The sequence below is a fragment of the Comamonas sp. GW821-FHT11H03 genome, from assembly GCF_058807955.1.
Genome location: NZ_JBXARF010000011.1, coordinates 86,584 through 109,228 on the forward strand (window position 1 = coordinate 86,584; position 22,645 = coordinate 109,228).

The following is a 22,645-nucleotide window of genomic DNA, read 5'->3' on the forward strand; positions in this document are numbered from 1 at the left end:
GCGGAGGACGCATCAATGCATGAAAATCATCGAGGGTTGCCATTGCCATTGCCATCGCCATTCCAGGTGACGGGCCACGGGCCATCGGGCAAAGGACTGCGTTCCTGGCTTGTTCCAGGTCTGCTGGCTGCGGCCAGCGTCGCCAGCGTCGCTATCGGCGGCCCGGCCGGTGCGGCCCGTCCCTTGCCTGCAGACACCGCTCAGGGTGCGGCCAAGGCGGCCTCGTTGCTTTCGGTGCGGGAGCCGCTGTCCGGCAGGCTCGAGCCAGGACAGGTGCTGAGCCTGCAGCTCGAGGCACCGGCCGGTGCCGTGGTGCGCGGCAATCTGCAGGCGTTGGGCGTGGTGCTGGATGTGCAAACGCCTGACGGGCGCCATCTGCGGCGGCTGAGTCAGGGCGCAGGTGTCGATCATGCATTCACCTGGCAAAGCCGAGGCAGCGTGAAGGAGCGTCTGGTGCTGCGCGCCGATAAGGTCCAGCCCCATGCGTCGGCAGCAAGCGGCGTATCGGCGGCGCAGGACGGGCACAGCGATGCTCCGACCTATGCTGCGCCCAGCCCTGGCGCCTACGAGCTGACGATCACCCAGGTGCTGGTGCCGTTGGCGGCAGGCCATGCGCCTGCGGCAGAGATCGAACCACAGCCGCTGCGCAGCCCCAGGCTCAAGGCCTTGCAGGCGCGGCTGGCGCAGGGCGGCGACAGCCGCGGCTTCTGGCAGGAAATGGAACGCGAGGGCACACCGCTGATCGAGCCCTGGGATGCGGAGCACCAGCTGGTGAGCTTTGTCTGGCGCGGCGCCGGGCAGTCCGTGCGGCTGTTCGGCAGTCCCTCGGGCAATCATGAGCCGCTGCAGCGTCTCGGAAGCAGCGATGTCTGGTGGGCCAGTTTTGTCATGCCCAGGGATGCACGGCTCAGCTATGGTTTTGCGCCCGATGTGCCTGCGGTCTCTACCGACGCCATGATTCAGCGCCGAGCTATTCTGTCCACCCTGCAGCGCGATCCGCTCAATCGCCACAGCTGGGGGCGGTCTGCGGATTTGCAGGCGGTGCAGGATCGCTACGACGGGCGCTCCGTGCTGACACTGGCCAAGGCGCCGCCCCAACCCTGGAGCCAGTCCCGCGCCAGCGTGGCAACTGGCCAGTTGCAGCGTCACTGGCTGGGCAACCAGGCGCTGGGCAACGGGCGCGACGTCTGGATCTACAAGCCGCAGGGCTGGGAGCAGGCCGATGCGGCTGGGCGCTCCCTGCTGGTGCTGTTCGACGCCCAGGCCTATCTGCGCCAGGTTCCCACGCCCGCCATCATCGACAACCTGATGGCCGACGGCCTGCTGCCTGCAACGGCCGTCGTGCTGGTGGCCAATGGCGCAGGCGACGCGCGCAGCCGCGAGCTGCCGCCCAACCCGGTGTTTGCCGATTTCATGGGCCGGCAACTCATGCCCTGGCTCAAGGCACAGGGCATAGCGGCAGGGGCCGAGCGCACGGTGATTGCAGGATCGAGCTATGGCGGCCTGGCTTCAAGCTATGTGGCGCTGCGCTATCCGCAGTGGTTTGGCAATGTGCTCAGTCTTTCGGGCTCCTACTGGTGGGCTCCCAAGGGCGAGTCGCCCAACTGGCTGGCCCGTCACTATCAGCAATCGCCGCAGCTGCCGATACGCTTTTACCTGGATGCCGGCATCTACGAGGGAACTCGTGGCGGGCAGGCAGGCATACGCGAAACCAGCCAGGAACTGGGAGATGTGCTGCGTGCCAAGGGCAACAAGGTCGTGCAGCGTGTGCACAGCAGCGGTCATGACTATGTGCACTGGCAGGGGTCGCTGGCCTGCGGGCTGCTGGCGCTGACGGGGCGCGAACCATCGACCGAGAGGCTCAGGGAGCAGGTCGCACAGGCTTGCGGGCTCTGAGTCCGGGAGGTACAAAAAAAAGGGGCCTGAGGCCCCTTTTTTGCTTTGCGCCTGAGGCACTTGCTGGTCAAGCGCTGCAGGCTTTCGATTCAAGCTCTTACCTTACTTGAGCTTGTTGCCGCATTCGCCGCAGAACAGGTCATTGGCAGCCACGGGGGCGCTGCAGGCGGGGCAGCTTGGCGCTGCCTGGGTCTGGCGGGCTTTCTCGGCGGCCTCTGCTTCGGCGCGGACACGGGCTGCTTCACGCTCGGCGGCCTGCTGTTCGGCCTGTGCCTTCAGGCGCTGGGCCTCGGCTTGCTGACGTGCTTCTTCGGCAGCCTGGGCTGCGGCGCGTTCCTCTGCGGCCTGGGCTTGGGCACGCTGGTGTGCGGCCAGTTCCTGGGCTTCGGCAGCAGCATGCTCTTGCGCAGCCCGCTCGGCGGCCTCGGCTTCGGCCTTCAGACGGGCAGTCTCGGCCTCGGCACGCAGGCGTGCTGCCTCGGCTTCGCTTCGCTGGCGGGCTGCAGCCTCTTCAGCGCTTTGACGTGCTTTGTCCGCCGCATCGGCGGCAGCACGCTCGCGCGCCTGCTGTTCGGCAAACGCCTGCTCGGTGGATACCGCTGTGGCGGCAGTCAGAGCTGCGGCAGCCGATGCAGCGGCAGCCGATGCTGCGCCAGCGCTGGCATTGCTGTCGGTGGCGGGCGGGGTTTCGGTGGCGGAGGGCTTGGCCGTGGCTTCCTGCAGGCGCTCGCTGGCAGCCTGCTTGGCGCGCTCGGCCGCAGCCATGGTGCGTTCTGCGGCAGCCATGGTCTGGGCCTTGGCTTCCTCGGCTTTTTTGCGCACATCGCCAATCAGGCTGTCCAGTGCACCCTCGGCCTCGGAAGGGTCCACGCTTTCACGAGCCTGCAGATAGATCAGGTTCATGCCCATGATGGCCACCTGGGCCAGCAGTGCGCCCACCACGCAGTAGAGAACGCCCAGGCCGGCGATGAGGCCGGTGCTGCCGCCACCCATCATGCCCATGGGATTGAAGCCACCGCCGTAACCACGGCCGTAGCCGCCGCCCATGAACATGCCGGCCATGGAGCCGGCATCTCCGGTAATGCTCATGGCCATCCCGGTCAGGGAGACGGTGGCAGGCACCAGTCCGGCAAACAGCATGAAGCAGACCAGGCCCAAAATGACATAGAGCACGACCTCCATCAGAACCACTTCGACCAGGCGCTTGCGCGCGATGCTCAGCACATTGGCCAGCGCAGCCTTGACGGACAGGCCGCTCCATAGCGCAGGGCCCATCAGCGGGCCGACGACCCAGATCATGGCGATCAGCAAGGCGGCAGCGACCAGCACCAGAATCGGGTGGACCACAAAGGCCAGAATGCCGCCGAGCACGGGAATCTTGCAGATGAAGTAGATGACGGCAGCCATCAGGTAGTAAGCCAGCGTGGCAACAAATATCGCCAGACCGACCAGCAGGAATTTGGGAAGGCACAGCAGGCCGGCCGATGCCGCCGCCGAGAAGGAACGTACGGGCTCGTTTTTGGCCTTGTCCATGAGCATGATGCCGACGCCTGAAGAGCCGGCCAGCAGCGCGATGACGGCCGCCAGCATGAAGATCAGGTACATGAAGAAGCCGGCCTTGACCAGCATCCAGGCCGCGCCTGCTATCAGTGCGCCGGTGACCAGCAGCGTCAGAAAGCACAGCAGCAGCGGTCGCCACTGAGTCAGCCCTTCGGCAGCTCTGGCAAGGGTGGCAAAACGTATTTCTCCCAGGGGTTGCTCTCTCATTTTTCGTCCTGTCTTGTGGTTGAGGCTGGCTGGTGTGGCGCGATGAGCCGCTGGCTGGCCGGGTGTCAAAGCTTGCCGCGGATCTCGCCGGCTTCGATGGTGTAGCGCTCCACGCCAGCGGGCAGACCAGTATCGATCTTCTTGATGACAGTCACGGGTTTGCCGCCCTTGGACTGGGTGGTGCCAGTGGCGGTATTCACACGCCCGGCCTTGACATCCTCGTCGGACTGATCGACCACGATGCTGGATGAGCCCCGGTTGTCGGCCAGTTCATTGGCCAGCTCCTTGAGCACATTCATAGCCTGGGTGTATTCCTTGCGGCCCTTGGCGGCCAGCGGCATGTCCACGGTCAATGCGGAGAAGCTGCGCATCTGGTGTGCCTGTCCCGACTGGGCATCGGCAATGCTGACGGTTCTGGTCTGCACCGGGCCGGCCACGGCGCGTTGTTTGGCCGGCAGCTTCTGCATGGCTTGCACGGCCTGGGCCTGCATGCTTTGAGCCTGCTGGGTTTCCTGATCGAGAGCGGCCTGCAGACGCGCAAAGCGCTCGTTCTGCCCGCCCGACACAGCGGTTGCGGGCGCGCCGCCGCCGGGGCCGCAGCTGGGGTCAGCAGAATTGGTGACGCGCGAGAGCATGCAGCTCAGCGATGTGGAGGCATCTTGCAAGGTGGCGCAGCCGCCAAGCACGGTTGCGGCGCAGGCCAGCACTGTGAGTTTGAGTTTTTTCATGGCTTCAATCCAGCAGGTCATCCAGTGATGGAGCGGTGTTCTTCTTGACTGCAGGTGTTCTTGCAGGGGCCGGCATGGGCGGTTTGCCGGGTGCCGGGCTTGCGGGCTGCTGCGTGCTGGCCGCTGGCGCGGGAGCGACGCTGACGGTGTCTGGGGTCGCCGCCACGGGGGCGACTGTCGTGCTGGGCACATTGTCCACGGCAGCCGGGGCGCTTTCGACAGGCGTGGCCTGCGCAGCCGCATTGCCGCCCAGCGGGCCGACCAGGGCATCGGCCTTGGCCTTGTCTTCGGCCGAAATAGCATCCTTGCCGGCCTGGGCCCCACTGGATGCGCTATTGGCGCTATTGCCCGCGCCGGTCAGGCCCTTCATGTTGCTTGCCATCATCACTCCGCCCGCAATGGCTGCAACCAGCAGTGCCAGCGCTGCCCATTTGATCCAGGCATTGCTGCCGCGCACCGGCTCTTGGGGAAAGGCCGGTGTGCGGTCGTTGCGCGGCGCAAATGCGGCGGGCTCCGACTGTGGCGGCCTGGGCGCAGGTGTATCCATGGGCTCGATCAAGGGCGGGGTCAGGCTTGCGCTGTCAACGGCCTGCGAGGCACCTAAAGGCATGGGCGGCGCAGTGGCTGCCGCAGCATGGTCAGCGCCGGGGCGCTCGAACACCATGCCGCATCGTGTGCAGAAGCGGGCCTCGGGCTTGCAGACGGACTGGCATTGGCTGCAGATTTTTTCAGCAGCAGTGATTGCCGCTTCCGGTTCTTGTCTGGCGCCGCAGCTCTTGCAGAACTTGGCAGTGGGGGAGAGCGGATTGCCGCATTGGGAACAATTCATGGTCTGCAATCGAGAAAAGAGTCCGCAGCAATGGCCGCTCGGCGGCATTGCTGCCTTGGCAATGCGTGGAATAGGGGCCGGTTTCTGCGCGTTGGCATGAGCCGGTACGGACCCATGAAAAATGATTTGTATCTTAGCGGCGCATTTGCCGCGGCCTGTTGGATCGCTTTACGGGAATGTAAGTACGCTCGGTTTTGACAGCTTTTTGTCAGACATGGCAATCCTTGAACGGGGTCGGGGTTAATGGAGCTGCGCGCGCAGTTTCAGGGGATTTCTGGCGTAAGTGACTGATTTGAAAAGAAGGCAATCAATCAGGTGCTTTATGCAGGCCGGGATTGCCGAGAAAAGCTCGAATCTCGAAATCTGTTTGATTTTTGCAAATGCTTCAAATGGTTGAGCGTGTTTTGCGCGGTAAAGATTTCAACGAAATACAGGCCCTGCCGAACGTCGGGAGTCAGCAAGGCGGGTAATCACTGCTGCGCAACCAGCGTCAGCAGCTCGATTTGTGGTGCCACGCCAAGGCGTACGGCAAAACCGGCCCACAGTCCTGCGCCGCTGCTGACCAGCAGCTTCATAGTGCCGATTTGATATTCGCCGCGCACGAAACCGTTGTTGACGGGAGCCACCAGCCAGCGGTCCATGCCCAGAATCAGCCCGCCGTGGGTGTGGCCCGATATCTGCAGATTCACGCCCTTGTCCGCGTTGCCCCGCGCGAACTTGGGCTGGTGCGCCAGCAGGATATGAAACTGTGCGCCGGCCTTGCTGGCCTGGGCGGCAACCGCGTCCACATCAGGGGGGATGCCTTCGGCGACCTCGGGGTCGGCGTTGTTGGGCGAGGTGCGGCCGAACACCGGATCGCCAATGCCGGACAGGGCCAGCTTGCTGCCCTTGATGTTCAGCAGCTGCATGCGGTTTTCCAGCAGATTCAGGCCCAGGCGGCGGAACTCGGCCATCCAGGCGTTATAGCCGCTGTAGTACTCGTGGTTGCCCGGTGCCGCCCAGACGCCGTAGCGTGCGCTCAAGGCGGCCAGCGGTGCCACATGGGCACGGCTGGTGGCGACATCGCCGTCCACCATGTCGCCGGGCAGCACGATCAGGTCGGGCGTGGTGTCCAGGGTGCGCTGCACGATGGTGTGCACATAGCTTGCATCGTTGACCGGGCTGGCATGGATATCGGCCAGCACGGCAATGCGCAGGCCCTGCAGGGCGGCGGGCAGGTCTTTGACTGCGATCTGCTGCTCATGCACCCTGGGCGGCTGCAGGGCGTTGAAGACGCCGATGGCGCTCAGGCAGCCGCTCGCCACCACTGCGGCCGTGGTGAGCGCGGGAAGGTGCAGCAGCTGCGCCAGGCCGGTACGGCCCATGAGCCGGGCGATGAGCCACATCAGATCGCGCAGCAGCACGAACAGCGCCAGCATCAGCAGCATGGCCAGCACCCAGCCGCCGGGGACTTGCAGGCGCGCCACCACAGCGTAGGGAAGGGCATTGGTCTGCACGGCCTTGAGCAGCAAGGCCGGCGCGATGCCCGGCAGGCCTGTGATCAAAACCGCCAGCAGGCGGCTCAGACGGGAGGTGCCGTTGAGACTGGAGACAGGCCACCAGAGCCACAGAGCCAGAAGAGGGATGAGGAGAGCAGCAGTCGAAACCATGGGCAGCGGAGAAACCAAAAAACGACTTGCGCAAAACGGGTTCAGGCCGGGCGACTGCCCCAGAGGGCAGGCCGTTGTAGCGTTCTTGTTTGCGTAAGTCTGACAAAAATTGCCGCGAGCATAGCAAGCGTTGGTGTCCCCGCAGTGAACGCGGCAGCCGCCGCCGTCGCCGCCGCCGTGGCTGGTGCAGCGCAGGGCGTTGAAAATGGCGCGGCACGGCTGCTTTTGCCATCACTGCGCAAGACTGGCCAAGGACGGGGATAATCCCAGCCCTTATGTCTTTGAAGATCACCTTCCCCGAGTCGCTCCCCGTATCTGGCCGTCGCCAGGAAATCATGGAGGCCATGGACCGTCACCAGGTCATCATCGTCTGTGGCGAGACGGGCTCGGGCAAGACCACGCAGCTGCCCAAGATCGCACTGGCGCTGGGCCGGGGCAGGCTCAATGCCACGCCCGATGCCAACGGCCAGGTGCGCGGCCATCTGATCGGCCACACCCAGCCGCGCCGCATTGCCGCCAGCTCGGTGGCCAAGCGCATTGCCGAGGAGCTGAACACGCCGCCGGGCGAAGTGGTGGGCTACAAGGTGCGCTTTCAGGACACGCTGCAGAAGAACGCCTCCGTCAAGCTGATGACCGACGGCATCTTGCTGGCCGAGACCCAGACCGATCCGCTGCTCAAGGCCTATGACACGCTGATCATCGACGAGGCGCATGAGCGCAGCCTGAACATCGACTTTTTGCTCGGCTATCTCAGGCAGATCCTGCCCAAGCGCCCCGACCTCAAAGTGGTGGTCACGTCCGCCACCATCGATGCGGACCGCTTTGCCAAGCACTTTGAATCGAAGAGCGGTCCTGCACCCGTGATCATGGTCTCGGGCCGCACCTATCCGGTGGAGATGCGCTATCGCCCGTTCGAGGGTGAAAAAGACAAGGATCTGAACGACGCCATTGCCGATGGCGTCGATGAACTCTGGGCCGGCGGCAAGGGCGGCGATATCCTGATCTTCCTGCCGGGCGAGCGCGAGATTCGCGAAGCCGCCGACCATCTGCGCAAGCATTTGCAGCACTCGCCCACGCTGCGCAGCGCCGAGGTGCTGCCGCTGTTCTCGCGCCTGTCGCAGGCCGAGCAGGACCGTATCTTTGACGGCCATACGGGCAGGCGCATCGTGCTGGCCACCAATGTGGCCGAAACCTCGCTCACGGTTCCGGGCATTCGCTATGTGATCGACGCCGGGACGGCGCGTGTGAAGCGCTACTCCTTCCGCAGCAAGGTGGAGCAGCTGCTGGTCGAGCCGATCTCGCAGGCCGCCGCCAACCAGCGCGCGGGCCGGTGCGGCCGTGTGGCCAACGGCATCTGCATTCGCCTGTATGACGAAGCGAGCTTTGTCAGCCGCGACCGCTTCACCGACCCCGAAATCCTGCGCTCCTCGCTGGCCGGCGTGATCCTGCGCATGAAGTCGCTGGGTCTGGGCGATGTGGTGCATTTCCCCTTCCTTGAAGCGCCTTCGGGCCGCGCCATTGCCGACGGCTACCAGTTGCTGGCCGAGCTGGGTGCGGTGGACGATCACGGCCATCTGCTGCCCATGGGCAAGGAGCTGTCGCGCCTGCCGCTGGACCCGCGCGTGGGCCGCATGATTCTGGAGGCGCGCGAGCGCCGCGCCCTGGCCGAGGTGCTGATCATTGCCTCGGCTCTGAGCGTGCAGGACGTGCGCGACCGGCCCTTGGAGGCGCAACAGCAGGCCGACCAGGCACATGCCAAGTTCGACGACGAGAAAAGCGAATTCAGCGGCTATCTGCGTTTGTGGCAGTGGCTGTCGGACGCGCGCGGCGGCAAGGTCGTGGCCAAGAGCCGCAAGGAGATGGCGGCCCAGCACGCGCCTGCGGCCAAGCCCAATGCGCGCAACCAGGCCTTCCTGCCCGTCAGTCAGCGTGCCAGCGGTGCGCAGCTCGAAGGCACGGTTGAGGAGCGGCTGGCGCTGTTCAACCCCGCCGAGCAGGCGCAACATGCCGACGAGGCTACGCACAAGATCAGCAACCGCCAGTGGGAGCAGCTGCTGCGCCAGAACTTCATCAATATCCGCCGCGTGCGCGAGTGGCGCGATATCCACTCGCAGTTGCTGACCGTGGTCAAGGAGCAGAAATGGCTGCTCAACAACGAGGCGGCGGGCTATGAGGCCGTGCATCTGTCGATGCTGTCGGGGCTGCTCGGCAATATCGGTTACAAGGCCGAGGAGAGCGAGAGCTATCTGGGCGCGCACGGCATCAAGTTCCACCCGCATCCCGGTGCGCACCTGAGCAAGAAGCCCGGCCGCTGGATTGTGGCGGCCGAGCAGGTCGAGACCTCGCGCCTGTACGGCCGCGGCATTGCGGCCATAGAGCCGCAGTGGCTGGAGGAGGTGGGCGGGCACCTGCTCAAGAAGCAGCTGCTGGAGCCGCACTGGAGCAAGAAGCAGGCCGATGTGGTGGCGCTGGAGCGTGCCACGCTCTACGGCCTGGTGGTCTACAACGGCCGCCGCGTGAGCTACGGCCGCGTCGATCCGCACGAGGCGCGCAATCTCTTCATCCGCCAGGCGCTGGTGGAGGGCGAGTGGGAAACCCAATGGCATTTCCTGCCCGCCAACCTCAAGCTCATGCGCAAGGTCGAGGAGCTGGAGCACAAGAGCCGCCGCCAGGACGTGCTGGTCGACGACGAGCTGATCTTTGCCTTCTACGACCAGCATCTGCCCAGGGATGTCTACAGCGGCGCGACCTTCGACAAGTGGTTCCGCGCCGAGAGCAGGAATCAACCTGAGCTGCTGCGCCTGTCCAGGGACGAGCTGATGCGGCACGAGGCCGCAGGCATCACCACGGACAAATTCCCCAAGACCGTGAAGCTCGGCGGTGCCGATTGCAGCGCCAGCTATCTGCACAGCCCCGGCGATGCGCGCGACGGCATCACGGTCACCGTGCCGCTGTTCGTGCTCAACCAGGTGTCGGAGGAGCGCGCCGAGTGGCTGGTGCCGGGCATGCTCAAGGACAAGATCCAGGCGCTGCTCAAGAGCCTGCCCCAGCGCCCGCGCAGCCGCTTTGTGCCGCTGCCCGAGAGCGCGGGGCGGCTGGCCGAGCTGTTCACGCAGAGCGAGCGCTGGGCCCAGGGCGGGCTGATCGACGCCTTGCTCAAGCAGGTGCGTGACGAGACTTCGCTGGATGTCAAGCGCGCCGACTTCAAGCTGGACATGCTCAGCCCGCATCTGTTCATGAACTTCCGCATCACGGACGAGCACGGCCGCCAGCTGGGCCAGGGGCGCAATCTGGGCGCGCTCAAGGCCGAGTGGGGCGCCAAGGCTCGCGGCGCCTTTCAGGCGCTTGCTTCATTAAAGGTAGCTGCTGGCGCAGGTGATACAAGCATTTCAGAGTCAAAAGTATCTGAAAATATTAATGGACAAGCGCAAGCAGCTCCTAAAAATGATAAGGCTGCGGCCGGCAAGCCGGCCCAGCCGCACGATGCGCGCTACAGGGACTGGAGCTTTGGCGAGCTGCCCGAGCTCATGGAAATCAAGAAGGGCGGCACCACGCTGATCGGCTTTCCGGCCCTGATCGACCATGGCGACGCCGTCGGCATCGAGGTCTTTGACGAACCCGAGGCCGCCGCCGCGAAGCACCGCGTGGGTCTGCGCCGGCTGTTCGCGCTGCAGATTCGCGATGCGCTCAAGTATCTGGAGAAGAACATTCCCGACCTGCAGAAGATGGCCGTGGCCTATATGCCGCTGGGCACGCAGGAGGAGCTGCGCGGCCAGATCATCGACGTGGCCATCGACCGCGCCTTCCTGCAGGAGCCGTTGCCGAGCAACGAGACCGACTTCAAGCAGCGCGTGCAGGACGGCCGTGGCCGACTGACGCTGATTGCCAACGAGGTGGCACGCATGTCGGCCACGATCCTTGCCGAGTACGCGGCCGCCGCGCGCAAGATCAAGGACACCAAGAACGCGCCGGAGGCCACCAAGGACGCGAGCGAGCAGCTGCAAAAGCTGATGCCCAAGAACTTCATCGCCGTAGCCCCCTGGGCGCAGCTCGGCCATTACGCGCGCTACCTCAAGGCCATTACCTCGCGTCTGGACAAGTACCGGGCCGATCCGGCGCGCGATGCCGCCAAGCTCAAGGAGCTGCTGCCGCTGGAGCAGCGCTACTGGCGGCTGGTGGCCGAGCGCAAGGGCCAGGTCGATGCCCGCATGCAGGAGTACCGCTGGATGCTGGAGGAGCTGCGCGTGAGCTTTTTTGCCCAGGAGCTGCGCACGCCCTATCCGGTCAGCGCCAAGCGGCTGGACAAGGTCTGGGCGCAGCTGCAGCAGTGATGCTGGCCTGACGGCCTGACGGCCTGACGGCCTGACGGCCTGACGAGTGCGGCCCTGCCTGTCTAGGCGGGCCGGCTTTCGCCCTGCAGCAGCGGATTGCGCGAAAACAGCTCCACCACCCAGTCCACAAAGGCGCGCACCTTGGCGCTGAGGTGGGAGTTGGGCGGATAGACCACGTAGATCGGCAGCAGAGGGTGCTTCCAGTCCTCCAGCACGCGTTGCAGCTGGCCGTTTTCCAGGTACTTGTGAATCTGGAAGCGGCTGAGCTGTCCTATGCCCTGGCCGGCGAGGATGGCGCTGATATAGGCATTGCCTTCGTTGATGCCCAGGTGGGCGGGGCTGGCGATCTCTATCACTTCGCCGCCCTTGTGAAACTCCAGCGGATAGCGCCTGGCCGAGACCGGTGAGAAATAGATCACGTTGCGATGGCCGGACTCCAGATCGCGCGGATGCCGGGGCACGCCGTGGCGCTGCAGATAGTCGGGAGCAGCAACGGTGATGAATTCCAGATTGCCGATGCGGCGCGCCACCAGGGACTGGTCGGCCAGCTCGCCGCCGCGGATCACGCAGTCCACGTTGTCGCTGATCAGGTCCACGGTGCGGTCGCTCACGCCCAGATCGATCTGTATCTCGGGGTAGCGCGACTGGAACTCGCTCAGATGGGGAATGATGAGCAGACGCGCCACCGTCGTTCCCACATCCACGCGCAGGCGCCCGCGCGGCGTGGTGCGCGCCTGGCTGACGCTGGCCTCGAGATCGTCGAAGTCGGCGAGCAGGCGCACGGCGCGGTCGTAATAGGCCGCACCGTCGGCGGTCACGGTCACGCGACGCGTGGTACGGTTGAGCAGCTTCACGCGCAGGCGCTCTTCCAGCGCCTGCACATTCTTGGTCACACTGGCTTTTGGCATTTGCAGCGAATCGGCTGCACGCGTGAAAGTGCCGGCTTCCACGACCCGCGCGAAAATACGCATGGCCTGTATCTGATCCATGGGATCTCCTTGTCCTCGCGAAAACCCGGACTCGCCGAGGATGCGGGATTCTCACACACAGCTCCCCCCGTCATTGTTCGAGAATTGGAAACAGTGTGGCCGCGTTTGCGGGGTTTATGCCGTCAATTGCTGTTGCTACATTTCTGTTCCATCACCCGGTCCTGTCCGGAAAATCCATGTCAAACACCAAACCCACCGCATTGCAGCCGATCTCTCACACCGACACCACGATTTCCGTGGCCGACGGTGTGCAGGCCCATGTGCGCCTGTATGGCGGCAAGCGACGCGGCGAAGTGGTCCCGCTGGTGCTGCATTTCCATGGCGGTGCCTTTGTGGCGGGGGATCTGGACAACGGCTGCACCGTCGGCAGCTCGCTGGCGGCGGCCGGGGCCTGTGTGGTGTCGCTGGCCTATCCGCTGGCACCCGAGCATCCGTTTCCGCGTCCGCTGGAGCTGGGCTATGAGGTGCTGCTGTGGGCCTACAAGCAACGCACCAAGCTGGCCGGAAAGGGCGCTCCGCTCTATCTGGCCGGTGAAGAGGCCGGTGCCAATCTGGCGGCCGGCGTCTGCATGATGGCGCGCGACCAGCAGCAGCCGCCGCTGGCCGGGCAGATTCTGATCTCTCCCATGCTGGACCCCTGCTCGGCCACGCCCTCGCAGCGTGCCGCTCAGGGCGAATCCGTCGAATGCAAATGGGCTTCGGGCTGGTGCCAGTACCTGGGCGAGCCGCATGATGCGGAGCACCCCTATGCGGTGCCGGCTCGGGCCCGCCGTCTGGCGGGGCTGCCGCCGACGCTGATTCTGGTCGGCGAGGCCGACCCCATGCGCGATGAGGCACTGAGCTATGGCGCGCGGCTGGAAGCTGCCGGCCTGAGCGTGTTTCGCCATGTGTTTGCCGAAGCGGGGCAATGGCCGCAGGCGCTGCTGGAGCAGCCGCCCGAGTCCTGCCCTTGCGCCGCGCAGCTGCAGGAGCAGTTGCGCCAGTTTTTCGAAACCACCCGATGTCGGCTCTGAGCTGATCTTGCCCTGCCCAGATCGCTGACCTGATCCGGCCCCCCCGGGCCGGACGCAGCACGGCTGCGCCTTTTTATTCTCTTTCTCATTCGATTCCTGGCCTGAGCGCTGGAAGGGATGAGTCTCGTCTGCCGCCGAAAGAGCCGCTACCGCTTTCAACCCTTGAATCAAAGACATTGCCATGAACGAGCACTCCAAACTCTCCAACCGCCGCCGGTGGGCCGCCGCCGGCGTCGCCACTGCCGTGATCGCCACGACCGCCGTCATGCTGGGCCTGCAGGCGTCACACGCGGAGGCACCGGCTGCGCAAGCCGCAGCGCCGGCCGTGCCGGTCTCGGCAGCCCAGGTCCTGCAGCAGGATGTGACGCTGTGGAACGAATTCTCCGGCCGCCTGGAAGCCGTGCAGCGCGTGGATGTGCAGCCGCGCGTCTCGGGCGCGGTGCAGGCCGTGCATTTCAAGGAGGGAGCGCTGGTCAGGGCTGGTGATCTGCTGTTCACCGTGGACCCGGCTCCCTACGCGGCGGAAGTCGATCGCGCCGAAGCCCAGGTGGTTGCTGCCAAGGCGCGCATGGCCTATACCCAGAGCGAGTCCGAGCGCGCCACGCGTCTGTGGGACGAGCGCGCGATCGCGCAAAAGGAATACGACGAGCGCGTGAATGCCCGGCGCGAGGCCGATGCGAATCTGCGCGCCGCGCAGGCCGCGCTGCAGACCGCCAAGCTGAACCTGGGCTACACCCAGGTCAAGGCGCCGGTGAGCGGGCGCGTGGGCCGCATCGAGGTCACCGTGGGCAATCTCGTGAGCTCGGGGGCCGGAGCGCCGGTGCTGACCACCCTGGTGTCGGTGGACCCGATGTATGCCAGCTTCGACGCTGACGAGCAGATCGTGGCCCAGGCGCTGCAGGGCCTGCAGAGCGCAAGCAAAGGGCACAGCACGCGTGCGCTGATTGAAACCATTCCCGTGCAGATGGGCGTGGGCACCAGCGGCGGCACGCCTTATGCCGGTCATCTGCAGCTCATAGACAACCAGGTTGATGCCAAGAGCGGCACAGTGCGTGTGCGCGCCGTGTTCGGCAATGTGGACGGCACGCTCATGGCCGGCCAGTTCGCGCGCATCCGCATGGGGCAGCCCCAGACCACCCAGGCCGTGCTCATCAACGAGCGTGCCGTGGGCACGGACCAGAGCAAGAAGTTCGTGCTGGTGATTGGTGCCGACAACAAGGCCGAGTACCGGGAGGTGCAACTGGGCGCGCCGGTGGACGGCCTGCGCGTGGTCACTTCGGGCCTCAAGGCCGGTGAGCGCATCGTCGTCAACGGACTGCAGCGTGTGCGCCCCGGCGTGGTGGTCGCGCCTCAGGACGTGCCCATGAATGCCAAGCCCGAGCTGGCCGATGGCCGCAGCGCCGCCAAGCAACCCACGGCCTGAGAACCCTTCATCCTCTGACGCCATGAACCTTTCCCGATTTTTCATCGACCGCCCGATCTTCGCGGGTGTGCTGTCGGTGCTCATCTTTCTCGCTGGCCTGATCGCCATGCGAACGCTGCCGATCTCGGAATACCCCGAGGTTGCTCCCCCCTCGGTGGTGGTACGCGCCCAGTACCCGGGTGCCAATCCCAAGGTGATTGCCGAAACCGTGGCCACGCCGCTGGAGGAATCCATCAACGGCGTGGAAGGCATGCTCTACATGGGCAGCCAGGCCACGACCGACGGCGTGATGACGCTGACCGTGACCTTCGCTCTGGGCACCGACCCCGACAAGGCCCAGCAGCTGGTGCAAAACCGCGTCTCCCAGGCCGAGCCGCGCCTGCCCGAGGAAGTGCGCCGCCTGGGCATCACCACGGTCAAGAGCGCGCCCGACCTGACCATGGTCGTGCACATGGTCTCGCCCAACGGCCGCTATGACATCGACTATCTGCGCAACTATGCCGTGCTCAATGTGAAGGACCGTCTGGCGCGCATCAAGGGCGTGGGCCAGGTGCAGATCTTCGGCGGTGGCGACTATTCCATGCGTGCCTGGCTGGACCCGCAGAAGGTGGCGCAGCGCGGTCTCTCGGCCGCCGACGTGGTGGCCGCCATCCGCGGTCAGAACGTGCAGGCCGCGGCCGGTGTGGTCGGCGCCTCGCCCGGCCTGCCCGGCGTGGACATGCAACTGTCCATCAATGCCCAGGGCCGCTTGCAGACCGAGGAGGAGTTCGGCGACATCATCGTCAAGACCGGTGCCGACGGCGCGGTGACGCGCCTGCGCGACGTGGCAAGGCTGGAGCTGGGCGCGGCCGATTATTCGCTGCGTTCCCTGCTCAACAACGACCCCGCCGTGGGCATGGGCGTGTTCCAGGCCCCGGGCTCCAACGCCCTGGAGATCTCGGCCAATGTGCGCTCCACCATGGCCGAGCTGCAAAAGCACATGCCCGAGGGCGTGGAGTTCCGCATCGCCTATGACCCCACGCAGTTCGTGCGGGCCTCCATCAAGTCCGTGATCCAGACCCTGCTGGAAGCCGTGGCCCTGGTGGTGGTGGTGGTGATCCTGTTCCTGCAGACCTGGCGCGCTTCCATCATTCCGCTGCTGGCCGTGCCGGTTTCGGTGGTGGGCACGTTTGCCGTGCTGCACCTGCTGGGCTTTTCCATCAATGCGCTGAGCCTGTTCGGTCTGGTGCTGGCCATCGGCATCGTGGTGGACGACGCCATCGTGGTGGTGGAGAACGTGGAGCGCAATATCGAGGCCGGGCTGTCGCCGCGCCAGGCCACCTACCGCGCTATGCAGGAGGTGAGCGGGCCCATCATCGCCATCGCTCTGGTGCTGGTGGCCGTGTTTGTGCCGCTGGCCTTCATCAGCGGCCTCACGGGCCAGTTCTATCGCCAGTTCGCGGTGACCATCGCCATCTCGACGGTGATCTCGGCCATCAACTCGCTGACCCTGTCGCCTGCGCTTTCCGCGCTGCTGCTGCGCGGCCACGACGCTCCCAAGGACGCGCTGACACGCGGCATGGAGCGGGTGCTGGGCGGCTTTTTCCGCCGTTTCAACGCCTTGTTCCGCCGCGGCTCCGAGGCCTATAGCGGCGGCGTGCAGCGTGTCATCGGCCGCAAGGCGCTGATGCTGGTGATCTACGCGGTGCTGGTGGGCGCGACCTGGGGTCTGTTCAAGCTGGTGCCCGGCGGCTTTGTGCCGGCCCAGGACAAGCAGTACCTGGTCGGCTTTGCCCAACTGCCCGATGGCGCCACGCTGGACCGCACGGAAGACGTGATCCGCCGCATGGGCGACATCGTCAAGAACAATCCCAATGTGGAGGACGCCATCGCCTTCCCGGGCCTGTCCATCAACGGCTTCACCAACAGCTCCAACTCGGGCATTGTCTTTGTCACGCTCAAGCCCTTTGCCGAGCGCACGCATGCCGACCAGAGCGGCGCTGCCGTGGCGGGTCAGCTCAACCAGGCTTTTGGCAGCATCCAGGAAGCCTTCATCGCCATGTTCCCGCCACCGCCCGTGGCCGGCCTGGGTACGACCGGAGGCTTCAAGCTGCAGATCGAGGACCGCGCCTCGCTGGGCTACGACGCCATGGACGCGGCCGTGAAGGCCTTCATGGCCAAGGCCTACCAGACGCCGGAGCTGGCCGGCCTGTTCACCAGCTGGCAGGTCAACGTGCCCCAGCTCTATGCCGCCATCGATCGCACCAAGGCGCGCCAGCTCGGCGTGCCGGTGACGGACATCTTCGAGACGCTGCAGATCTACCTGGGCAGCCTGTATGCCAACGACTTCAACCAGTTCGGTCGCACCTACAGCGTGCGCGTGCAGGCCGATGCCGCCTACCGGGCGCGCGCCGAGGACGTGGGCCTGCTCAAGGTGCGCTCCACCACGGGCGAGATGGTGCCGCTGTCGGCGCTGATGAAGCTCGAACCCAGTTTCGGGCCAGAACGCGCCATGCGCTACAACGGCTTTCTGGCCGCCGACGTGAATGGCGGGCCCGCGCCCGGCTTCTCCTCTGGCCAGGCCCAGGCAGCCGTCGAGCGCATTGCCGCCGAAACCCTGCCGCCCGGCATTAGCTTCGAGTGGACCGAGCTGACCTACCAGGAAATCCTGGCCGGCAATTCCGCCGTGCTGGTGTTCCCCATCGCCATCCTGCTGGTCTTCCTGGTGCTGGCGGCGCAGTATGAAAGCCTGACCCTGCCGATTGCCATCATCCTCATCGTGCCCATGGGCCTGCTGGCTGCCATGACGGGCGTGTGGCTGAGCGGCGGCGACAACAATGTGTTCACGCAGATCGGGCTCATCGTGCTGGTGGGGTTGTCGGCCAAGAACGCCATCCTGATCGTGGAGTTCGCCCGCGAGCTGGAGTTTGCCGGCCGCACCCCCGTGCAGGCCGCCATCGAGGCCAGCCGCCTGCGCCTGCGCCCCATCCTCATGACCTCGCTGGCCTTTGTCATGGGCGTGCTGCCGCTGGTGCTGTCCACGGGCGCGGGAGCCGAGATGCGCAGCGCCATGGGCGTGGCGGTGTTCGCCGGCATGATCGGTGTGACGGCCTTTGGCCTGTTCCTCACGCCGGTGTTCTATGTGGTGCTGCGCCGTCTGGCCGGCAACCGTGCGCTGCAGCAGCATGGCAGCCATGTGGCGCCGATCAGCGAGCCGGGTCACGGCGCCTCGGCCCTGCCCATGCCTGCTGCGCCGCGCGGCCATGACGAATAAGCCCCAATCAACCATGGATTCCGATATGAAAACGATGCAAGGCATTCGATCCCTGATGCCGTCCCTGAGCGCGCTGACGGCAGCCCTGGTGCTGGCGGGTTGCGCCAGCGCACCGCCCACGGTGGCCCAGCATGCCGGTGTTGCAGTGCCCGCAAGCTTCAGTGCCCAGGCCGCAGCCGCGGGCTGGACGCAGGCCGCCCCGGCCGAGGCCCAGCCGCGCGGTGCCTGGTGGCGGGTATTTGCCGACACCGAACTCAGCGCTCTGGTGGAGCGTGCGGGTGAAGCCAATACCGATGTGCAGACCGCTGCGGCACGCCTGGCCGAAGCCCGCGCTCTGCTGCGCTCGGCCGATGCGCAGCGCCAGCCGCAGATCGGGGCCTCGGGCGGTGCCGCCCGTCAGGCCGGGGTGAACACCGCCAGCGGCATGCAGCCCGCAACCCTGGTCACGGCCGGCTTGAACTTCTCCTACGAAGCGGATCTGTTCGGCCGCCTGTCGCGGGCCAGCGAAGCGGCACGCGAGGATGCCAATGCACGCGAGGCCCTGCTGCAGAGCACGCGCCTGATGGTGCAGGCCGATGTGGCGCAGACTTATCTGCAGCTGCGTTCGCTGCAGACCGAACGCCAGCTGGTCGAGCAGAGTCTGGCGGCCTATCGCGAGACGTTGAGGCTGATCGAGAAGCGCTACCGCGCTGGCGATGCAGCCGAGCTGGACGTGGCGCGCATGCAGACCGAGGTTTCGGCCACCGAGGCCGAGACACTGGCGTTGGAGCGCCAGCAGGCGGCCCTCACGCATGCGCTGGCCGTGCTTGTGGGGGATGTCGCCACGGGCTTCACGCTGGCCTCGCAGCCTGTGCTGGCAACGCTGCCCGTGATTCCGGCAGGCGTGCCCGCGACGGTACTGGCGCGCCGCCCCGATGTGTCGGCAGCCCAGGCATCGGTACTGGCGGCCCAGGCGCGCGTGGGCGTAGCCCAGGCTGCATGGTTTCCGGCCATCACGCTCACGGGCAATGGCGGCTATGCCTCGCCGGAGCTGGGCGATCTGTTCAAGTGGTCGGCACGCTCCTGGGGCATAGGTGCCTTGCTGTCCCTGCCCATCTTCGACGGCGGCCAGCGCGCCGCGCAGGAGGAGGGGGCCCGCGCGCGCCTGGAGGCCGCCGTGGCAGCCCAGCGCGGCCAGGTACTCGCGGCCTTTCGGGATGTGGAGGATCAGCTCAGTGCCTTGCGCCTGCTCTCGGGCCAGGCCCGCGTGCTGGGGCAGGCCGTGCAGTCTTCAGAGCGGGCCACGCACCTCTCGGACGTGCGCTATCGCAACGGTCTGGTGAGCCAGCTGGAGCTGCTGGATGCACGCCGCAACGAGTTGCGCAACCGGCGCCAGGCCTTGCAGGTGCGTACCGCGCAGTACACGGCCACCGTGGCGCTGATCCGTGCGCTGGGCGGAAGCTGGGACAGCGGCGAGACCGTGGCGGCAAGCAGCTGAGGCTGGGCCCTCGGCGCTGCCGCATCACTCAGATTCGGGCCTGTCCTGATCCGAGCCCAGGCGCGGTTTCCTCGTAGCCCGCGTCTGCCGATGGCAGGCCTCATCATGAAATGCGCTTTCAGCGCTGGATCACGAGGCTCGCCATCAATTGGTGAGTCTTCAGGCGGCACGAGACCGGTGGCTCTGGCCTTGTGAAGCGGACTCGGCGATGGAGCTGCACAGCGCATTCTTCAGTGCGCGCACTGCACTATCTACCGTGGTGAGTACGGGCAGCCCCGAGGCTTGCTCGCAAACGGCTCGTGCTCTTGCCATGCTGAACTGCGCCAGCGCGATGCGGGTACATCCCTGGTCTCTCAAGCGACGGGCCTGGGCTGCGATGAGCGCATCGTGGCGTGCCAGGTCTCCCGCATTCATGGCCTGCAAAGCGCCTTCGGCCAGAGCCAGAACGAGGTCTGCATCCGGGCCGAACTCGGGCGGCATCGACTTCAGCGTGGGCGCAAAAGTCGCGATGAGTCCGATCTTTCCGGGCTGTTGCAGGGCTTCGGCCACCATGGCCTCGTTGGGCCGGAGCACAGGGATGTCGGCATGCCGCGCCGCGACCGCAGCGATGCAGGGGCCGAATGCCGAACAGGTAAAGAGAAGAGCCTGGGCGCCCGTGCCCACGGCATAGTCGGCCAGGACCTCGAAGCGCCTGTGCATGGCCGCGTCCAGTCCGTGGCTGCTTCGTGCCAGGTCTGCCGACAGGCTGTCGTCAAGCAGATTCATGCGCACGGCTTGCGGCCAGTCTCGCTCGAATGCGTCGTTGATGGGCCCGACCGAGTGGCTCAGGGCGTGAATGAGGGCAATCCGTGTCATGTGTGGGAGCCTGGAAGTTGATGGAGGTCAGATGCCCTTGGAGGAAGGATTCTCGAAGCCTTCTCGGGTCTCTGCGTTGAGCGGGTAGTTGATGTTGGTCCCTTTCGGTGGAATCGGCGACATGAACCACTTTTTGTAGAGCGTCTCCATTTCGCCTGATTTCATCATCCCAGCCACCACGCGGTCTACCAGAGCCTTGAACTGCGGGTCGTCCTTGCGCAGCATCAGCGACTGATTCTCGGTGCGCAGGCTTTCGCCCGTGATGATGAATTCCTTTGGGTTCTGGGTGTTCGCGATAAGGCCTGCCAGCAGGATGTCGTCGAGAACGAAGGCGGCTGCGCGCCCCGAATTCAGCAGCAGGAAGGAGTCGAGATGGTCTTTCCCGGACAGTTGTGTGACTTCCAGCACCTTGCCGCGGTTGGCTTCACGCAGGAGCCGGAACGAAGTCGTGCCTGCGGTGGTGACAACCGCCTTGCCCTGCAGGTCTGCAATGCTCCTGATACCCGAGCTGGCCTTGACGGCCATGCGCACGTTATAGCGGAAGATGTCCGGCGAGAATGCGACGTCCTTCTGGCGCTCCACGAGGTTGGTGGTGGAGCCGCACTCGATGTCGACCGTCCCGTTCGTCACAAGCGGGATGCGGTTCTGCGAGGTCACGACCTGGTACCTGATATCAATCTTGGGTTGTTTCAACTCGGCCTTGATGGCGTCCACAATCTTCATGCAGATGTCGATGCTGTAGCCGATGGGGGTTGCGGCCTCGGAGATGTAGGAGAACCCGAAGGAGGCCTCGCGGTGCCCCAAGGTGATGGCTCCGCTCTCCCTGATCTTTTTCAAGGTGGGCGACTCCTGTGCGAGGGCGTCCAGAGCGGGAACAAGGGCTGTGGCCAGCATGGCGGCAGCCGCCACGTTTCGAAGATGGAAGCGCATGGTATTCCTGATTCAGAGAGTGGAGAGGGAGGTCTTCAGGCCGCGATCGCGGCATGTCTGGTGATGGCGTCCACGGACTGCGCCAGCAGGCTGGCAATGGTCCTGAGCTCATCGCGGCTGGCGATATAGGGCGGTGCAAGCAGCACATGGTCGCCGTTGACTCCATCCACAGTGCCACCGAACGGATAGCACAGCAGGCCCCTGGTCATGGCGTCTTTCTTGAGCATGGCATGGACCCCGAGCGCAGGGTTGAATGGCCGTTTCCCAGCCTTGTCTGCAACCAGTTCAATGCCCCAGAAGAAGCCACGACCGCGCACGTCCCCGACGTGAGGGTGGTCGGTGAAGGTCTCGCGCAGCAGCGCGCCGAAGAATTCGCCGTCTTCCTGCACCTTGGCGAGCAGGCCGTCGCGGTGGATGACGCGCTGGACGGCAAGTGCTGCAGCACAGGCGACGGGATGCCCGAGGTAGGTATGCCCGTGCTGGAAGAAGCCGCTGCCGCGTGACATGGCGTCAACGATGTGCTTTTTTGCAAGAACTGCGCCGATGGCCTGATAGCCGCCTCCAAGACCCTTTGCGATGGTCATCAGGTCCGGGCTGATGCCTTCCTGCTCGCAGGCATGAAGCGTCCCGGTTCGTCCCATGCCGCACATCACTTCATCGAGGATGAGCAACACGCCATGGCGGTCGCAGACTTCGCGCACGGCCTTGAAGTAACCAGGTACCGGAGTCAATACGCCTGCAGTTGCTCCGCCCACGGTCTCCGCCACGAAGGCGATGACTCGCCCCGGACCTTGGGCGAGGATGGCCGTGTCCAGCTCCTGCGCCAGCCGCTGTCCATATTGTTCGGGGGTTTCCTCGGCACGTTGCTCGCGGTAAGGGTAGCAGGGCGCCACATGCGTGGCAGGCACCAGGATGGGGGCGAAGGGGGCGCGGCGCCACTCGTTGCCCCCGACGGCCAGGGCGCCCAGGGTGTTGCCGTGGTAGCTCTGTCGCCGGGCAATGAAATGGGTGCGCTCAGGCTGTCCGATTTCCACAAAGTACTGTCGTGCCATCTTCAAGGCGGATTCCACCGCCTCGGAACCACCGCTGACCAGATAGACATGGCTCATGCCCTCTGGCGCTGTCCGGATGAGCTCGTCTGCGAGCTCTTCTGCCGCCCGCGAGCTGAAGAAGCTGGTGTGTGCGTATGCGAGCTCGTCGATCTGGGCATGCATCGCTGCAATCACGTCTGGATGCCCGTGCCCCAGTGAGGAAACGGCGGCGCCCCCGGAGGCGTCCAGATAGCTGCGGCCGCTGGTGTCCTGTATTCGCATCCCGCAAGCCGATACGGCAACGGGTGGAGCGGTTCGCAGATGGCGGTGAAAGACATGCGTCATGGGGAAGATTCCGAAAACTGATACGGGTGCTTGGCGGTTTTGCCTTGAAATGGAACTAATGTTCTTTAAAAAGTATTGTTTGGAACAAATGTTTCGTCAAGAGGTGTTTTGTCGGGTTGTATGCTTTGG

The 22,645-nt window shown here is 65.3% G+C and carries 14 protein-coding genes and 1 pseudogene; 6 read left to right on the top strand and 9 right to left on the bottom strand.

Going from position 1 to position 22,645, the window contains the following annotated elements; all coding sequences use genetic code 11:
• The first annotated feature begins 15 nt into the window (after positions 1–15).
• Complete coding sequence (locus tag AC1RTQ_RS21520; protein ID WP_492878752.1) at positions 16–1,896, top strand: enterochelin esterase domain-containing protein; 1,881 nt, start codon at positions 16–18, stop codon at positions 1,894–1,896.
• 102 nt (positions 1,897–1,998) lie between these two features.
• On the opposite strand, the gene AC1RTQ_RS21525 is transcribed toward AC1RTQ_RS21520, so the two are convergent.
• The 5 genes and pseudogenes from AC1RTQ_RS21525 to AC1RTQ_RS21545 all read right to left on the bottom strand — a co-directional run bounded on the left by AC1RTQ_RS21525 (position 1,999) and on the right by AC1RTQ_RS21545 (position 6,869).
• The gene (locus AC1RTQ_RS21525; protein ID WP_492878754.1) at positions 1,999–3,663 is read right to left on the bottom strand and encodes a zinc ribbon domain-containing protein; all 1,665 of its coding nucleotides are present in this window, start codon (positions 3,661–3,663) and stop codon (positions 1,999–2,001) included.
• 65 nt (positions 3,664–3,728) lie between these two features.
• Entirely contained in the window at positions 3,729–4,391 is a 663-nt protein-coding gene (locus AC1RTQ_RS21530; RefSeq protein WP_492878756.1) for a hypothetical protein, read from the bottom strand.
• Between the two features lie 4 nt (positions 4,392–4,395).
• A complete protein-coding gene (locus AC1RTQ_RS21535; RefSeq protein ID WP_492878820.1) occupies positions 4,396–4,938 on the bottom strand; it encodes a zinc ribbon domain-containing protein in 543 nt (180 codons plus the stop codon).
• A 177-nt stretch (positions 4,939–5,115) separates the two neighbouring features.
• Positions 5,116–5,268: pseudogene (locus tag AC1RTQ_RS21540) on the bottom strand (zinc-ribbon domain-containing protein); the annotation flags it as partial.
• A 422-nt stretch (positions 5,269–5,690) separates the two neighbouring features.
• Positions 5,691–6,869 (bottom strand): metallophosphoesterase, encoded by a 1,179-nt coding sequence (locus tag AC1RTQ_RS21545; protein ID WP_492878758.1) that lies wholly within the window; start codon positions 6,867–6,869, stop codon positions 5,691–5,693.
• A gap of 275 nt (positions 6,870–7,144) precedes the next feature.
• Here AC1RTQ_RS21545 and hrpA point away from each other — a divergent pair, with 275 nt between their 5' ends.
• Positions 7,145–11,200 (top strand): ATP-dependent RNA helicase HrpA, encoded by a 4,056-nt coding sequence (gene hrpA / locus AC1RTQ_RS21550; RefSeq protein ID WP_492878760.1) that lies wholly within the window; start codon positions 7,145–7,147, stop codon positions 11,198–11,200.
• A gap of 62 nt (positions 11,201–11,262) precedes the next feature.
• Here hrpA and AC1RTQ_RS21555 read toward each other — a convergent pair whose 3' ends face one another.
• Positions 11,263–12,189, bottom strand: coding sequence for a LysR family transcriptional regulator (locus AC1RTQ_RS21555; protein ID WP_275054729.1), 927 nt, complete (start codon positions 12,187–12,189; stop codon positions 11,263–11,265).
• A 176-nt stretch (positions 12,190–12,365) separates the two neighbouring features.
• On the opposite strand from AC1RTQ_RS21555, the gene AC1RTQ_RS21560 reads away from it, so the two are divergent.
• From AC1RTQ_RS21560 to AC1RTQ_RS21575, 4 genes are all read left to right on the top strand, one after another.
• Positions 12,366–13,202 carry an alpha/beta hydrolase gene (locus tag AC1RTQ_RS21560; RefSeq protein WP_492878763.1) on the top strand — a complete coding sequence of 279 codons (837 nt, stop codon included), beginning with the start codon at positions 12,366–12,368 and terminating at the stop codon, positions 13,200–13,202.
• Positions 13,203–13,383: 181 nt separating this feature from the next.
• Positions 13,384–14,625, top strand: coding sequence for an efflux RND transporter periplasmic adaptor subunit (locus tag AC1RTQ_RS21565; RefSeq protein ID WP_492878765.1), 1,242 nt, complete (start codon positions 13,384–13,386; stop codon positions 14,623–14,625).
• 22 nt (positions 14,626–14,647) lie between these two features.
• Positions 14,648–17,878, top strand: coding sequence for an efflux RND transporter permease subunit (locus tag AC1RTQ_RS21570; RefSeq protein WP_409812551.1), 3,231 nt, complete (start codon positions 14,648–14,650; stop codon positions 17,876–17,878).
• Positions 17,879–17,891: 13 nt separating this feature from the next.
• Positions 17,892–19,355 carry an efflux transporter outer membrane subunit gene (locus AC1RTQ_RS21575; RefSeq protein WP_492878822.1) on the top strand — a complete coding sequence of 488 codons (1,464 nt, stop codon included), beginning with the start codon at positions 17,892–17,894 and terminating at the stop codon, positions 19,353–19,355.
• Positions 19,356–19,514: 159 nt separating this feature from the next.
• On the opposite strand, the gene AC1RTQ_RS21580 is transcribed toward AC1RTQ_RS21575, so the two are convergent.
• The 3 genes from AC1RTQ_RS21580 to AC1RTQ_RS21590 form a co-directional block, all read right to left on the bottom strand.
• Positions 19,515–20,210, bottom strand: coding sequence for an aspartate/glutamate racemase family protein (locus AC1RTQ_RS21580; protein WP_492878767.1), 696 nt, complete (start codon positions 20,208–20,210; stop codon positions 19,515–19,517).
• Between the two features lie 27 nt (positions 20,211–20,237).
• Positions 20,238–21,104 (bottom strand): amino acid ABC transporter substrate-binding protein, encoded by an 867-nt coding sequence (locus tag AC1RTQ_RS21585; RefSeq protein ID WP_492878824.1) that lies wholly within the window; start codon positions 21,102–21,104, stop codon positions 20,238–20,240.
• Positions 21,105–21,175: 71 nt separating this feature from the next.
• The gene (locus AC1RTQ_RS21590) at positions 21,176–22,516 is read right to left on the bottom strand and encodes an aspartate aminotransferase family protein (RefSeq protein ID WP_492878769.1); all 1,341 of its coding nucleotides are present in this window, start codon (positions 22,514–22,516) and stop codon (positions 21,176–21,178) included.
• Positions 22,517–22,645 lie beyond the last annotated feature (129 nt).